Origin of the sequence: Bacillus sp. FJAT-44742, from assembly GCF_002797315.1 — a bacterium.
Lineage (GTDB): Bacteria > Bacillota > Bacilli > Bacillales > Marinococcaceae > Thalassorhabdus > Thalassorhabdus alkalitolerans.
The window spans coordinates 23577-38669 of the sequence record NZ_KZ454936.1 but is presented as its reverse complement, the minus strand read 5'-3'; the positions used below and the strand labels follow the sequence as shown (position 1 = coordinate 38669).

At 41.2% G+C, this 15093-nt stretch carries 13 protein-coding genes, 1 other RNA gene and 1 riboswitch; of the genes, 5 read left to right on the top strand and 9 right to left on the bottom strand.

Annotated elements, in window-relative coordinates:
- Nucleotides 1-51: 51 nt before the first annotated feature.
- Nucleotides 52-151, bottom strand: a riboswitch (purine riboswitch).
- A 47-nt stretch (nucleotides 152-198) separates the two neighbouring features.
- The 3 genes from CEF17_RS00190 to CEF17_RS00180 are packed head-to-tail and all read right to left on the bottom strand — an operon-like array spanning nucleotide 199 to nucleotide 4575.
- Nucleotides 199-2370 (bottom strand): transglutaminase TgpA family protein, encoded by a 2172-nt coding sequence (locus CEF17_RS00190; protein WP_157842880.1) that lies wholly within the window; start codon nucleotides 2368-2370, stop codon nucleotides 199-201.
- 16 nt (nucleotides 2371-2386) lie between these two features.
- Entirely contained in the window at nucleotides 2387-3550 is a 1164-nt protein-coding gene (locus CEF17_RS00185; protein WP_157842879.1) for a DUF58 domain-containing protein, read from the bottom strand.
- Between the two features lie 32 nt (nucleotides 3551-3582).
- Complete coding sequence (locus CEF17_RS00180) at nucleotides 3583-4575, bottom strand: AAA family ATPase (RefSeq protein ID WP_442857422.1); 993 nt, start codon at nucleotides 4573-4575, stop codon at nucleotides 3583-3585.
- Nucleotides 4576-4990: 415 nt separating this feature from the next.
- Between CEF17_RS00180 and CEF17_RS00175 the strand changes: the two genes are divergently transcribed.
- Entirely contained in the window at nucleotides 4991-5185 is a 195-nt protein-coding gene (locus tag CEF17_RS00175) for an aspartyl-phosphate phosphatase Spo0E family protein (protein ID WP_054635917.1), read from the top strand.
- 77 nt (nucleotides 5186-5262) lie between these two features.
- Here CEF17_RS00175 and ssrS read toward each other — a convergent pair.
- The 3 genes from ssrS to CEF17_RS00160 all read right to left on the bottom strand — a co-directional run bounded on the left by ssrS (nucleotide 5263) and on the right by CEF17_RS00160 (nucleotide 7580).
- Nucleotides 5263-5448: non-coding RNA, 6S RNA (gene ssrS / locus CEF17_RS00170), on the bottom strand.
- Between the two features lie 97 nt (nucleotides 5449-5545).
- On the bottom strand, nucleotides 5546-6940 hold the full coding sequence (locus tag CEF17_RS00165; protein WP_054636008.1) for an alanine/glycine:cation symporter family protein: 1395 nt from the start codon (nucleotides 6938-6940) through the stop codon (nucleotides 5546-5548).
- Between the two features lie 196 nt (nucleotides 6941-7136).
- Nucleotides 7137-7580, bottom strand: a complete 444-nt coding sequence (locus CEF17_RS00160) for an Lrp/AsnC family transcriptional regulator (protein ID WP_100397774.1) — start codon at nucleotides 7578-7580, stop codon at nucleotides 7137-7139.
- Nucleotides 7581-7737: 157 nt separating this feature from the next.
- Here CEF17_RS00160 and CEF17_RS00155 point away from each other — a divergent pair, with 157 nt between their 5' ends.
- Together CEF17_RS00155 and CEF17_RS00150 are read left to right on the top strand one after the other, a co-directional pair.
- On the top strand, nucleotides 7738-8370 hold the full coding sequence (locus CEF17_RS00155; protein WP_100397773.1) for a YitT family protein: 633 nt from the start codon (nucleotides 7738-7740) through the stop codon (nucleotides 8368-8370).
- A 161-nt stretch (nucleotides 8371-8531) separates the two neighbouring features.
- Nucleotides 8532-9074 (top strand): DUF4334 domain-containing protein, encoded by a 543-nt coding sequence (locus tag CEF17_RS00150; protein ID WP_232725369.1) that lies wholly within the window; start codon nucleotides 8532-8534, stop codon nucleotides 9072-9074.
- 175 nt (nucleotides 9075-9249) lie between these two features.
- On the opposite strand, the gene CEF17_RS00145 is transcribed toward CEF17_RS00150, so the two are convergent.
- On the bottom strand, nucleotides 9250-9855 hold the full coding sequence (locus CEF17_RS00145; protein ID WP_100397772.1) for a GntR family transcriptional regulator: 606 nt from the start codon (nucleotides 9853-9855) through the stop codon (nucleotides 9250-9252).
- A 178-nt stretch (nucleotides 9856-10033) separates the two neighbouring features.
- Here CEF17_RS00145 and garR point away from each other — a divergent pair, with 178 nt between their 5' ends.
- The gene (gene garR, locus CEF17_RS00140; RefSeq protein WP_332835270.1) at nucleotides 10034-10933 is read left to right on the top strand and encodes a 2-hydroxy-3-oxopropionate reductase; all 900 of its coding nucleotides are present in this window, start codon (nucleotides 10034-10036) and stop codon (nucleotides 10931-10933) included.
- Nucleotides 10934-10938: 5 nt separating this feature from the next.
- Nucleotides 10939-12390, top strand: coding sequence for a four-carbon acid sugar kinase family protein (locus CEF17_RS00135; RefSeq protein ID WP_100397770.1), 1452 nt, complete (start codon nucleotides 10939-10941; stop codon nucleotides 12388-12390).
- Between the two features lie 728 nt (nucleotides 12391-13118).
- Here the strand turns inward: CEF17_RS00135 and groL are convergent.
- A complete protein-coding gene (gene groL / locus CEF17_RS00130) occupies nucleotides 13119-14756 on the bottom strand; it encodes a chaperonin GroEL (RefSeq protein WP_054635912.1) in 1638 nt (545 codons plus the stop codon).
- A 50-nt stretch (nucleotides 14757-14806) separates the two neighbouring features.
- Nucleotides 14807-15091 (bottom strand): co-chaperone GroES, encoded by a 285-nt coding sequence (groES, locus tag CEF17_RS00125; RefSeq protein ID WP_054635911.1) that lies wholly within the window; start codon nucleotides 15089-15091, stop codon nucleotides 14807-14809.
- Nucleotides 15092-15093 lie beyond the last annotated feature (2 nt).

The window sequence follows — 15093 nt, the reverse complement described above, 5'->3', positions numbered from 1 at the left end:
ATTACCTAATAAAACAAAGGCAGATTCTAGCTTCTCATGCTTATTCTTCAGCTATTATATCTCTGCCTCCGTAGTCTGGTTATTTACGGTAACCAGGTAGAAACTCTGGGCCCTATCCCCAGGATATACGAAGGTGTATGACGTTGACTTCTCTGCATTAAAACACGAGTTATATTCTATCAACCGCTTTTATTGCGGTCAAGGCTCGATTCGCTTTACCAGGCCTGCCCAGACATCTTTTTCACTGCTCCAATCTGCAGGGCCTGTGGTTTTATTTCCATAATACATTTTTTCATAATAGCTTGTCAGTAAGCTCATTTCCTTTGTCCCATAGGCCTCATCGACTCTGCCAGCAAATTCTCGGAGTGTTTCTCCGTTTTCCCTTTTCATCCCATTAAACCCTAAAAGCCAGAGGAGGGATTCAAAGGCTTTCATGAAAGAGGCCGCCTCGCTTGTTTCAACTTTTTTATATCGAAGGAGAGTCACTTGTTTCATTACCGAATGCCTAAACATAAACGCTGTTAAAGCTAAAACAGCCAGAAGTGCAAAGACCCACCAGGGAATACTCCCCTCTACGGAAGCCGCTCCTGCTTCCTCTTCCTCCTCTTCTTCTGCAGCTCCCTCTTCTTGTTCTTCCTCAACGTCTGCCTCAGATGGATCCGTTTGTTCTGCTTCCCAATCCTCATCCTGGAAGCCTGTTTCTTCAAAAATATAATCAAAGGAAGATGAAAATCCCCGAGTCGGTTCAAAAGGAACCCATCCTACATCCGGAAAATAAACTTCTACCCAGGAATGAGCGTTTGCATTTGTAATCTCATAGAGAGAACCTTCTGCTGTATATTCTACTTCTTCTCCCCTCGTAAACCCTTTGACCCAGCGCGTCGGAATATCAACTGAACGAAGGAGGACAGCCATAGAGGTAGAGAAGTTGTCACAATAACCCTCTTGGGTTTCAAATAAAAATTGATCAACATAATCCTGTCCTTCTTCAGGCACAGCAATATCTTCTGTCTCATAAGTGAACTCTGAACTGTTTAAATAACTTTCTACTGCCCGGGCTTTGTCATATCGATTATCGTGCCCGGAAGTCAATTCTTCAGCTAAATCTGCCACCCGTTCTGGAAGCTCGTCTGGCAATTGTAAATAATAGTGTTCAATATCATCAGGATCACTTGAAGCATTCTCCCTCATTCTCTCGATAGGAAATTGAGGGTAAGAATAAGATACTTCATAGGGGGAAGATTCAAGATGCGATCCTTCTGAGTGGACTTCCGCCTGGCCTGTATGCCGGTCAACTGATGGAGTGACGTCAGCACCGGGAACGTTCACATCTCTAAGCTCCCCTGGATAGAATAGCAAGCCGTAGGATCTTCCTTCCGCAAATTCTATCGTTGTGTCCAGCTCCTCTACAGATATGCCTTCCTCATAGTGCATGCTTTGAGGAACTCTTTTTTCCGGAGTATCAGCATCCCAGCCGTGACCTGTGTAGACATTCTTTGACTCTCCGCGCCAATAGTGGCCTCGTTCTGCCCAGGCTCGAAAGACAGGGGACTCATCCATCTCAAATCCTCCGCCCAACCTTTCATCATTATCTCCGTAGCCAATGCGCTGTGTGCCTTCTACCGTCTCTCCACTCCCTCCTGGGTTCACCCCAGACTGGTTTTGTAAAAACGGCATCGGATCCTCCCATTGAGGTTTCTCTTTAGGAGCAGCGATTCCCACGCTTCCTGCTACGAACAATAGAACCAAAGCCAGAGATGTCCACTTAACCCACAGGCCGGACTTTACCCTGCCAGGAAATTCCCCTGTCACACGGTCCCACTGGAGGACAGCAAGTAAAAGAAACCCTATGAAAAATACTCTTAATATACTAAACGTTCCGTCGTATGGAAGGAAAGTATCCATAACCGCAATATACGTTACTGTCACTACAAAAAAGAAAAAAATACGCCGGACGTAAATCACCCAGAAATAAATCAAATAACTCATAATAGCCATTAAAATAAAAAAGAGAAAACTCCTGAACATTTCCGTTAGGAAAAACCATTCTCCACCTGCTATTAATGAAAGGTTCGCTCCTATATCAGAAAAGAAGAACTGCCACCAGGGACCACTCATAAATGTATACGGAAAAAATATAAGATGGAGCCCGTACATAATAATGATCCCCATTAAAGGGATGAGAGCCCACCAGGGAATTCTAAAAAAAGTCAGCATAAAAAAGAGCGCTGTTGCCCCTACATACAAAGAGATGAAACCTGTATCCGATACAGCAGGAAGAGGCATCAGCCACTCAGTTAACAGTAAAAAACCAAGCATATAAACAAAAAAGTGACGGGGTGTACGCAAGGACCCTACTAATCTCCTCATATTTTCCCACCTGTCCTTACCTAGCATCTATATTAAATTGATAATCTTTCACATGAAACACCTGTGCACCCTGAAGCTTTATATTATCCAGTATCTTTAATTCACCGCTCTTATCATCGAAGGACCGTGTATTTACAAAGATTACGATAACCTCTCTTCTCTGGTATAAAAGCTGCTGTATATGATCTTTTACTTTCTCATTTACATCAGTAACTACATATACAACTCCATCTTTCTTCTCGAGGCTGGGCGGGGAATGGAGCACGGATGAATGTAACTGGGGAGAGGCTTTGGAGAGCTCTTCAAAAACCTCTTTAAAATGAGCTTTACTGCTTGCCTTTTCCAGTTTCTCTTTATCAACCTGCATCAATAAGAAGCCCAATGGTATTCCTTTCTTTAAACAAAAGTCAGCTAATGAAGCTGCAAACTCTATGGCAAGTTCAAATGACGTATGGTCCTTTGTTTTTTGAAATGGATCGAAAAACAACGTGTAGCCTTTTCCCTCTTGAGCCTCAAATTCCTTTGTTACCAGCTTTCCAGCCCGGGCAGAAATTTTCCAGTCAATACTTGTCATTCTGTCCCCAGGTACGTAATCTCTGACCCCTGCTACGGATAAGGCTTCTTCTAAAACTTTTGTTGAAATAGCCTCAGTCTCAGCATCCTTCTCCATGTGAGTCTTCCAACTACGCAAAGGGTGAATAGAAGGATAAACGAGGAGTGTTGTCTTTTCTTCTGCTCTTCTTTGCCTTTTAAAGAAGCCGAACATGTCTCCTGCCTGAAGATCAATTGAAGAGAAAACATATTCACCTCGTTGTACACCCTTTACCTCATAGGAATAGGTGAACGTCTTTCCGATGGGGAAAAAAAAGACCATGCCTGCAGGTTTCCCAGTCCCCTGCAATCCTTCAGGCACATTGTCTTTAACGGCGAAATAAAGAAGGGGAAACGGAGCTTTTTTTGTAACAGTTAAGGTAACCTCACAAATTTCTTCGCTAGGAAGCGTCGTTGTCTCAATACTTCTCTTGACCTCTACCATCCTCCACGGAAATAGAACAAATAGAAGATTTATCCCAATTAAAGAAACAGCACTGTAAAACAAAAACCAGCTTACAAAACCGCCTTGAAACATGGCATAGGCATATAAGCCAGCCAGAAGCAAAAGGAGAAAAAAGATTTTCATGGCCTTTATAGCCTGACGGCCCTTTTCCTCCATTAGCGAACAGCTTCTTTCCGGGTGGCAGGCACCTTTAATTGTGAAAGAATTTCCCTTACGACATCTTCACCAGTCCGATTCGTCATTTGGAGATCTGACCGCAGGATCATACGATGACTCAAAGTATAAGGAGCTAATTCCTTAACATCGTCTGGAATTACATATTCTCTTCCATGAATGTAAGCAAAAGCCTGTGCAGATTTCATTAATGCAATTGATCCCCGTGGGCTCACTCCAAGGTAGACTTCTTTATGTTCTCTTGTTTCATTCACAAGTGAAATAATATAGTGCTTAACAACCTGGTCCACGTATACTTCTTTTACTTCATTCTGCATATCTATGATTTCTTCTATGGTTAACACTGGTTCAATTTCTTCAATGGGATGCCCTTGTTCGATCCTGTTTAACACTTCCAGCTCTTCCTCATAGTCTGGATAACCCATTTTTAATTTGAATAAGAAGCGGTCAAGCTGTGCCTCAGGAAGTGGATAGGTGCCGCCATACTCAATAGGGTTCTGGGTGGCCATCACAAAAAACAATTCCTGAAGCTTTCTCGTTTCTCCATCAACCGTTACACTGCTCTCTTCTAACGCTTCGAGTAAAGCGGCTTGAGTCTTAGGGGATGTTCGGTTGATTTCATCTGCCAGAACCACATTGCCCATTACCGGTCCCGGGCGATATTCAAAGCTCATAGACTTTTGGTTGTATACAGAAACCCCTGTAACATCCGATGGAAGAAGGTCAGGGGTAAATTGAATCCTCTTAAATTCAGAGCCTATTGAACGGGCAATGGCCCGAACCATCATTGTTTTCCCCACCCCAGGAACATCCTCTAGCAGTACATGTCCTTTAGCCAAAAGAGCGGTGAGACTTAATTCTATTTCTTTCCGCTTACCTACAACCACACGCTCTATATTCTCTATCACTGTCTGAAGTGCGGAACGATCTATTTTCACATCTATTCCTCCATTTTTCACTTTACCTGCGAGCACAACTGCTCCACCTTATCATAACATTCTACTCGTTTCTTTGGCTTCTTTTTTACATCCAAAAATTGATAGAATTAAGAAAAACTCCTATTCAATTTCACCCTTGAAGCAGGTTCATAACCTGGAGGAACACTAGTCTACGGAACCGTTTTGGTAAGATTCAGGTAAGATAAACTCTGCTATCAGGTTCTAAGTTTTACTTGGTAGAGAAGCTGATATGGGATGAAAGCAGAACAACTTCAAAGAACGGTAAAAAAGTTCTATAGAAGAAAATATTCCTGAAAAAATATTTGAACATCCTACATTTCGACAGAATTTTTATTCGGCAGCATGTATGATGAGCTATGTGCTTTTGAACAGCTGAGTTTTTTTCAGATATGCCTAGACCAAAAGCAACTACTAGCTGGAGGAAAAGGAAATGAATGAAAGGAAATATTTATTACAGCTTTTGATCAAACTAAAAAGAAAAGAAATGCTCTATACAGCGAAACGTTTCGGTCTGACTCACACCAAAACAGTAACCTGTAGTCAAAAACTTGATGTTCTCTTAAATGAATATCAAGGAATAGACCAAACAAAAGAAAGCTTCAGACCTGTACTTAAAGATTATTAGAGCTTCTCTTATAGAAAGCTCTTATTTTTTTATGTAAAAAAAGCCAATTCCATATAGGAATTGACCTTTGCAGATAAAGTTTGGCCGCTATGCCGCTTAATAATAGAGTTCCAAACCACCACTTCAGAAAGTGGGTGTTTGCAGAAATATTTCCGTCTTCCTTCTTACTTTCATGAAGGCTTGACTTCCATACCTCAATGTAAAACTCCCTATTTTAGCTTAAAGGTTGAAACATATATTAGTCACGCACAAAGCAGCTTGTGAAAATATAATACACCACCTTCATGAGATAATCAATACCATTTTGAATGAAATTTAAAAGCAAAATTGAAGCAGTATCAACGGCTTTTAACTCTTTTCTTATACAACCATTTTGTCTGATTTTTCTTCTTCTTCCCATGCTTCCGTATTTTCAATCCCTAGTTTAGAAGGAGAAAATACAGGATCAAGTCCTTCTCTACGCTGTTCTTCGTAATCCCTTAGAACCTTGAATGCAATGTTACCTAACAGCACAATCCCGACTAAATTGATAATTGTCATCAAGGCCATAAATACATCTGCTAAGTCCCAAACCAGTCCTAGACTGGCTGTGGAACCAAACATTACCAACGCCATAGTTAATAAACGGTAAATGTTCACAAATGCTTTGTTCTTTCTTATAAATTCAATATTTGTTTCACCATAGTAGTAACTTCCAATAATGGAGCTAAACGCAAAGGTAAATATCGCAAAAGCAACAAAGTAACTGGCCCAGCCGCCTATTTGAAGGCTCAGGGAATCTTGCAAAAGGCCAATCCCTTCGGCTCCTGTTCCAGCAAAGTCAGCATTAAGCAAGATAATAAAGGCAGTAGCTGAGCAGACAATCAGCGTATCAACAAATACACCTAAGGTTTGAATAAACCCTTGCTTAGCCGGGTGAGTAACGTTTGCTGTAGCAGCTGCGTTCGGGGCACTTCCCATCCCCGCTTCGTTGGAAAAAAGTCCCCGCCGGACACCCATCATAATTGCTGCGCCAATGCCTCCACCCAATGCCTGCTCAAGGCCGAAAGCACTGCGGACAATCAACCCAAGTACAGCTGGAATCTCACTAAAGTTCATCGCAACAACCACCATAGCAATGGCTACGTATACTACAGCCATGATTGGCACAATAATACTCGAAAACTTTGCAATTCGGTGGACACCGCCAAAGATAATAGCGGCTGTCAGAACTGTCATGACGATCCCCATCACAACAGGTGGGATACCAAACGCATTATCAAAAGCGCCTGCTATGGTATTACTTTGTACAGAGTTAAAGATAAGACCAAACGTAATAGCAATTAATATAGCAAACAAAATACCAAGCCAGCGCATATTTAACCCTTTCTGAATGTAGTACGCAGGCCCTCCGCGATAAGCATCCTTATCCCGAACTTTAAATACCTGGGCAAGAGTACTTTCAATGAAACCTGTTGCCCCGCCGACTAAAGCCACCAGCCACATCCAAAAAATCGCCCCGGGTCCTCCAAGCGTGATCGCCACCGCCACCCCGGCAAGGTTTCCTGTTCCAATTCTCGTTGCTGCTCCTATACAGAAAGACCGGAAGGAGCTGATACTCTTCATCCCTTCAACATCCCTTGTTTTGTCAAACAATACTCTAAACATTTCGCCAAGGTAGCGAAACTGCATAAAGCGGGTACGTACAGTGAACCAAACCCCAGCGCCAAGTAAGCCTGCAATCAGCACATACGTCCATAAAAAATCGTTTAACATATCAATTATTGTCTGCAAAACAAATCCCCTCTCTTTGTGGAATGTGTGAAAAGATACTTTATACTTTACATGGCTGTTGTAAACTTGTACCGTTTATTGTCAGGTAATTTATCGGTTTTTTACAAATTTTACATTTCGACTGTCCCTTTTCACCATAAAAAAATCCCTGAATCACAGGATTCAGGGATTTTTGTGTTTACTCTTTTCCTTTAGGGAGAAGGGTCCGATAGGGTACTGGTGAAGTTAAAACTACAGAGGTATTAATATTGCCATAAGGAATCAGCCGGTCAATCAGAATCCTCATACTGTCCATATCTGTTAACGCCGCTTTAAGAAAATAGCCTACGGTTCCGGTCACACGATGACATTCTATAATATCGGTTTCTTCCTTAATCATTTCCTCAAAATCCTTAGGAGTTATTTTGAGATCACTCACCTGAATAAAGACCATAACTCCTCGTCCAATTGCTGCTGGAGAAACCTTAGCCCCGTACCATTCTATGACACCGTTTTCTTCTAAACGATGCAGCCTTTCTGTCACACTCGGCCTGCTTAACGCTAAACGTTTTGAAAGGTCGCTGATCTTTATACGGCCATCCAATTGCAGAATTTCTAACAATCTAGTATCAATTTCATCCATATGGGACACCCACTTTCCATAATGAAGGATTTTAAAGTTATATTATATTAAATTGAAGACTTTGGGAATGAAATACATTCTTTTTTGTATGTAATTTACCCAAAATATATTCTAACATTAATATATGAGAAAAAACCCAAGGAGGAGAACACAACACATGGTAAGAATAATAAATATTTTGTTTGGTTGTTTACTTACAAGTGTGGGCGTTGTTATTCTTAACCATGCTGAAATTGTGACCGGCGGTACTGCTGGACTTTCCTTAAACGTATCCTACCTTACCTCATTACAGTTTGCTTTGGTTTTCTTTTTAATTAATATTCCCTTTTATGTGTTTTCCGTTCTTCGAATGGGATGGCACTTTACCCTGTCTACAATCTTTGCAGTCACTGTTTTATCAGTAATGACTGGCGGCTCAGCTTTTATTCTCCCGGACTTTTCAATTGAACCCTTCGTAGGGGCAGTTGTAGGCGGAATGAGTATTGGGCTTGGTATTTCCATACTATTTATAAATGGCGCCTCTCTTGGCGGTGCTAACATTCTTGCTCTGTTCCTTCATAAGAAATTTAATTGGAACCCTGGAAAAGTAAATTTTCTTTTTGACTTCTTTGTAGTCCTGACTGGCATGTACGCAATAGGATTAGTAAGCGGATTCGCTTCTGTATTATCAATCATTGTTACGTCGTGTATTATCAGCTACTTTAAAACAAAAATTGCCGAGAAAAACGAAGCAGAAGAGAAAGCTAAGAGCTTTGGAGATAAATCAAAAGAGCTTTCTTACAATAATTGATCAGATCCCACGCCCCCGCTTGTATGGGGGCTTTTTTCATGTTACCTGTTTAGAAAACGTTATGATTGGGAAAATACATGATAATGTGAAACCCCTCTTCTTCGGCTGGAAAACCAGCCGTTTTTTTAATTTATACAATTCAAGAATAGGAGGGAAAAAGAGTGAACAATAGAGCTGATTTAGAAGCCATGTACAAAAGAAGCGACCTTACAGAAAAGGAAGTGACATCCTTTTTTAAAAGGCTGGAATGTGTGGATCGTACTTTTATGCATGGAACCTGGAAAGGAAGGGAACTGAAAACAAATCACCCTCTGAACGGCTCACTGGAAGCAGTTCCCTGGTACGGAAAACGATTTATCAACAATGAAGACGTTCATCCCCTCGTGTTTCAAAAGAAATCCGGCATGCTCTACAATGTGAATCCCGGTCTGCTGCCTTTACAGCTCCCTCTAGAGAAAGTCCCTGAAAAAGTAATGAGGAAATCTTTTCCTTTTTTCTCCCCTCTTCTCCACACCGCAGAAAGCAAAGCAAGACTACGAATGATTGAAAACCATGGGAAGCTGACAGCCGCCATGATTTATGATCAGCATCCTATTCAGGACCTTTTTAAAAAAGTAGATGACAACACCGTCCTGGGAATGATGGACTTTAAAAAAGAACAGAAGCCCTTCTTTTTTATTCTAGAGAGAGTTTCCCATTATTAAAAACGGGACCCACAGTGAGTCCCGTTTAGTTAGTCAGCTGGATAATGTGTAAAATTGTTACCTTCTCCCATTTCTTTATTCCTGACCCTAGCATCACCGATCCTATCGTAAGCAGACAACTGTCTACATTCTCTATTTCCTTCATCAACGCACCCCATCTGGTTACCTATACTCTTTACCATGCATGAAGAGAGAATTGGAGGTCTGCCTTCAAGTGGTCTTTCATTAGAATCTCAGCTTTGTCAGGATCTCTCTTTTTTATTGCATAGTACATCTCTTCATGTTCCTCAATGAGGTTTGGGCGATTATGATAAACAACAGTTTTTCTAAATAAAAAGATTATTGATTGCATTCTCTCAATCGTATCAATTAATATTTGGTTTCTGCTCGATTGTACAATAAGATCATGGAAGCGCTTGTTGGCCGCCATTATCTCATCATTTATACCCTCTCTTGCAACTTTAATACAGTTATATAATTCATCCATTTCAGAAGGCGTCATAAAGGAAGCCGCACTTCTTGCCGCGTAGCTCTCAAGGAGTATCCTTACTTCAAACGTATTTATCAAATCTTTCTCAGTAGGATTAATCACTCGTTTTTTTTGAATCAATCCCTCTTCTTCAAGTTTCCGAATGGCCTCTCTTATCGGAGTGCGGCTGATACCCAGCTCCTTTGCAAGCATTACTTCAGTTAATTTCGTCCCTCGGGGAAATGATCCATTTAAAATTTGATCTCTGATATATACATAAGCAATTGACGAAGCAGATTGTTTTTTTTCCATATCATTCTAGCCACAAGATACCTACCTTGCGCTACCCTCCGATCTATAAAACTGGTTTCTATATTATACCGTTGAAAGTATAAAGTTAAAAGCTTCTTTTGTATACTATTATTTTCAAAATGTATACATTATTAATTAAATAGTATACAATATTACATATCCTTGAAAGCCTTATCATTTGAAAGGGGTAAGAACTATGAAATTAGGATTTATCGGATTAGGAATTATGGGTAAACCTATGACTGAAAACTTATTAAAAGCCGGTTACCAAGTGACTGTTTTTGATATAAACCGGGATGCGGTAGATTATCTACAAAATAAAGGAGCACTACCTGCTAAAAATCCAGGAGACGTGGCAGCTAAAAGTGATGTTATTTTTACTATGCTGCCCAACTCCACTCATGTCGAAGAAGTAGTTACCGGAACCGACGGATTAATTCACAGGCTTCATTCTGACCATATTGTGGTTGACTTAAGCTCAATTTCTCCTGTCATGTCTCGTAAATTGCATGCACGACTTCTGCAAATAGATGCCCAATTTATTGATGCACCCGTAAGCGGCGGAGAACCAAAAGCCATTGACGGAACACTCTCAATCATGGCCGGCGGAGAAGAAGCTGCATTCAATAAAGTTAAGCCTATCTTAGATAGAGTTGCTGGCAGTGTCATTTTAGTAGGCGAAACCGGTGCCGGGACGACAACAAAGCTGGCTAATCAAATTATTGTAAACGCAAACATCGCAGCGATGTCTGAGGCTGTAAATTTAGCATCAGAAGCTGGTATAGATATTGAGAAGATGTTTCAAGCAATTCGAGGCGGGCTAGCAGGAAGTGCAGTATTAGAAGCTAAGATCCCATTAATACTAGAGGAAAATTTTAAAGCTGGTGGCCGCATTGATATTAACGCCAAAGACCTCACTAACGTAGTTGAAACGGGAGAAACACTAAATGTTCCCCTGCCTGTTACGAATCAAGTATTAGATATGTTTAAGGAATTAGTAAATGATGGCAAAGCAGAACTAGACCATGCCGGTCTCCTAAAATATTACGAAAAGCACACCCCTTTACAGAAAGGATAATTCAAATGTCTTCAAAACTAGATGCAACGAAAACACTAGAAGCATTACCCCAACAGCAAAGCAAATCAATTCAACAAGAATGGGATGAACTTTACCGGCAATTCAAACATAAAATTATCGTACTGGATGATGATCCAACTGGCGTACAGACGGTGCACGGAGTCTCTGTTTATACCAACTGGGATCTAACGTCAATAGAGGATGGTTTCAATGAAGAAAACCAAATGTTTTTCATTTTAACTAACTCCCGGTCATTTTCTGTGAAAGAAACAGAAGATGTACATCAAACGATAGCAAAAAGAATTAATCATGTATCTCAAAAACTAGGTATTCCTTTTCTTATTATAAGTCGCGGTGATTCGACTATGAGAGGTCACTATCCTTTAGAGACGGAAACCTTGAGACAATCCTTGGAAGCTTGTTCAAAAGAAACTGCCTTTGATGGTGAAATTATTATACCCTTTTTTGAACAAGGCGGACGCTGGACAATCGATAACGTTCACTATGTAAAGCAGGAAAACACCTTGATACCTGTTGGTGAAACGGAATTTGCCAAGGATCCTTCTTTCGGCTTCTCATCAAGCGATTTAGCGGAATATATTGAAGAAAAAACAAATGGATTATTCAGCAAAGAAGAGGCTATTTCGATTGACCTGCCGCTCATACGAAGCGGTAACACAGAAGCAGTTAAAGAAAAGTTAATGGAAGCGACTTCTTTTCAAAAAATAATAGTGAATGCAGTTAATGAGGAAGACATTCGAGTTTTCAGCATTGGCTTGCTAAAAGCTCTTTTTAAACAAAAACAGTTCTTATTCAGAACTGGGGCTACTTTCACAAAAATCATCGGGAACATCTCTTCGAGACCTCTTTTGAGCAGCCAAGAGCTTAGAGACAGTTCTTCAAAAAACGGGGGATTAGTGGTTGTTGGTTCTCATGTTAGGAAGACAACCGAACAGCTTGAGCAAGTAAAACAGCTAACAAGCCTGGCATTTATTGAGTTCGACTGCCACTTAGTTTTTAATAAAGAGGCATTTTCGGAAGAACAAAACAGAATTAGGAATGAAGCAGAGAAAGCGGTAGAACAAGGCCAAACCGCTGTAATTTATACAAGAAGAGAACTTGTTAATCTTGAACATTCTTCTGCAGATGAAATACTTGCCGTTTCCGTAAGAATTGCAGATGCCCTCACTGATGTAGTAAAGTCATTTGCTGTTCGCCCTTCCTTTATCATTGCTAAGGGTGGAATCACATCCAGTGATATCGGTACAAATGGGTTAGGAGTTACAAAAGCGATTGTAGCCGGTCAAATTTCTCCTGGGGTGCCAGTATGGACAACCGATGAGGGAAGTAAATTTCCTGGCCTGCCATATATTATTTTCCCAGGAAATGTCGGTACAAAGGACACGTTGAAAGATATTATAGAGCACTTAGATATCAATGATAAAAACAGTAAGTGATCCAAATCCTATGAGTGAAGTGGAAGGCCAATAACTACAGTAGGCCCCTTTTCTACTACATGGCATTAAAAAATCTTAACGCACTATCAAAGGTGCAGTCAGTAGTTGAAGCTATACTCTAGTGTTTTACTGGGGCTAACTAGAGGGCATAGGTATATTGGTTAGGCCGCAGGCAAAACCTTGGGCGATTTTGGGTTGCGGGCATTAATTGATGTATTTCTTAACAAGTAATAGGCTTGAAAAAAAGGAATTAATAGAAGCTATTCAGCAAGTTGTTAAATCCTGCAAAAGAGAAAACATTCTAATAGTCCTTTAATAGTCTTTATAGACCCCTATTCTCCCAGGGGTCTTTCCTTATACCTAAAATACTCCATCCATGCGAAGGATCACTATTCAACTCAGTGGCATGTAAATTTGTAAGGTTTTTCAAGAGGGTGGTATTTTGCTTTACTAACGTTTCACTGTACATATGGAAATGTCATTATCTCAGTCCCTTACCAAAGAAAGTAAAGAAAAATACTTCTTATAGAAAATTAGTATTCGTCTGAATGAAGATATCAATGGTTTCAATGTCTTTAATGGAAAATAAAAGCTTCCCACAAGTTCAGTGAACTCATGAGAAGCTTAAATAAAATCTTCCTCAATGTGACCAAAATGTGACCATACGCCTCATTTTGACCTCTCTTAGCAAGAGAATCCCTTGTTACATAAGGGGATGGGAAGCCACATTACATCATGCCGCCCATGCCGCCCATGCCGCCCATGTCAGGCATTCCGCCGCCGCCGGCGCCTTCTTCTTCAGGCTTGTCGGCAATAACAGCTTCAGTAGTCAGGAACATTGCAGATACGGAAGCTGCATGTTGAAGTGCAGAACGAGTAACCTTGGTTGGGTCAACGATACCAGCGTCAATCATGTTTACCCACTCGCCAGTAGCTGCGTTAAATCCAACGCCAACTTTTTCGTTTTTCATGCGCTCAACAATGACAGATCCTTCAAGACCCGCATTTTGAGAGATTTGACGAAGCGGCTCTTCAAGAGCGCGAAGCACGATGTTGATACCTGTAGCCTCATCGCCTTCTGCATCAATAGCTGCTACCGCTTTATAAACGTTCATAAGAGCTGTACCACCACCGGATACAATTCCTTCTTCTACTGCAGCACGAGTAGAGTTCAAGGCATCCTCGATGCGAAGCTTACGCTCTTTCATTTCAGTTTCGGAAGCTGCACCAACTTTAACTACGGCTACGCCGCCTGCAAGCTTAGCAAGACGCTCTTGCAGCTTTTCACGGTCAAAGTCGGAAGTAGTTTCTTCGATTTGAGCCTTCAATTGATTCACGCGAGCAGAAATTTCACTTGGATCTCCTGCACCTTCAACGATGGTTGTGTCGTCTTTTGTGATAACGACTCTTCCAGCGCGTCCAAGCTGAGAAATATCAGCAGATTTAAGGTCAAGGCCAAGGTCCTCAGTGATCACTTCTCCGCCAGTAAGCGCAGCAAGGTCTTCAAGCATTGCTTTACGACGGTCACCAAAGCCAGGAGCTTTGACTGCTACAGCGTTAAATGTACCGCGCAGTTTGTTCACAACAAGTGTAGCAAGAGCTTCGCCTTCTACGTCTTCAGCAACGATAAGGATTGGCTTGTTTTGCTGAACCACTTGCTCAAGTACTGGAAGAACCTCTTGAATGTTAGAGATCTTCTTGTCAGTGATAAGAATGTAAGGGTTATCTAGCTCAGCAACCATTTTGTCTGAGTCAGTAACCATATAAGGAGAAGCGTATCCACGGTCGAACTGCATACCTTCTACTACTTCAAGCTCTGTAGAGAAACCTTTGGATTCTTCTACTGTGATCACTCCATCGTTTCCTACGCGCTCCATTGCTTCAGCAATGATTTGGCCGACTTCTTCGTCAGCTGCAGAAATTGAAGCTACTTGTGCAATAGACTCGCGGCTTTCAATTGGCTTGGAAACTTTAGCAAGCTCAGCTACAGCAAGCTCAGTTGCTTTTTCAATCCCTTTGCGGATTCCCATTGGGTTCGCACCGGAAGTAACGTTTTTCAGTCCTTCTTGAATCATTGCTTGCGCAAGTACGGTTGCAGTTGTCGTACCGTCACCGGCAATGTCGTTTGTTTTGCTGGCTACTTCAGCAACAAGCTGTGCACCCATGTTTTCAAACGCATCTTCAAGTTCTACTTCTTTAGCGATCGTGACACCATCGTTAGTGATAAGGGGAGAACCAAATTTCTTTTCAAGTACTACGTTACGTCCTTTTGGTCCTAGAGTAACTTTTACAGCATTCGCAAGTTCATCTACACCACGAAGCATCGCACGACGAGCATCTTCACGGAACTTAATGTCTTTTGCCATAATAAAGACCTCCTATTAGTAAATTATGTAGGGTAAGCAGTGTTCAAGTCTTACCCAATAACAGCCAATACGTCACTTTCACGAAGGATAAGGTATTCTTTACCTTCATACTTCACTTCTGTCCCAGCGTACTTAGAGAAAATAACAGAGTTGCCTTCACTTACTTCCAGCGCTACTCTTTCACCATTCTCTGTTACACGGCCGCTCCCTACAGCTACAACTTTTCCTTCTTGCGGCTTTTCTTTTGCAGAATCAGGAAGTACGATTCCGCTGGCTGTTTTTTCTTCAGACTCGATTTGTTCAATGATAATGCGGTCACCAAGAGGCTTTAACAAGA

Coding starts and splice junctions, on each gene's coding strand:
- CEF17_RS00190 (WP_157842880.1), bottom strand. CDS start 2,370: ATGAGGAGATTAGTAGGGTCCTTGCGTACACCCCGTCACTTTTTTGTT.
- CEF17_RS00185 (WP_157842879.1), bottom strand. CDS start 3,550: ATGAAAATCTTTTTTCTCCTTTTGCTTCTGGCTGGCTTATATGCCTAT.
- CEF17_RS00175 (WP_054635917.1), top strand. CDS start 4,991: ATGAATGAAAGGAAATATTTATTACAGCTTTTGATCAAACTAAAAAGA.
- CEF17_RS00165 (WP_054636008.1), bottom strand. CDS start 6,940: ATGTTAAACGATTTTTTATGGACGTATGTGCTGATTGCAGGCTTACTT.
- CEF17_RS00160 (WP_100397774.1), bottom strand. CDS start 7,580: ATGGATGAAATTGATACTAGATTGTTAGAAATTCTGCAATTGGATGGC.
- CEF17_RS00155 (WP_100397773.1), top strand. CDS start 7,738: ATGGTAAGAATAATAAATATTTTGTTTGGTTGTTTACTTACAAGTGTG.
- CEF17_RS00145 (WP_100397772.1), bottom strand. CDS start 9,855: ATGGAAAAAAAACAATCTGCTTCGTCAATTGCTTATGTATATATCAGA.
- CEF17_RS00135 (WP_100397770.1), top strand. CDS start 10,939: ATGTCTTCAAAACTAGATGCAACGAAAACACTAGAAGCATTACCCCAA.
- groL (WP_054635912.1), bottom strand. CDS start 14,756: ATGGCAAAAGACATTAAGTTCCGTGAAGATGCTCGTCGTGCGATGCTT.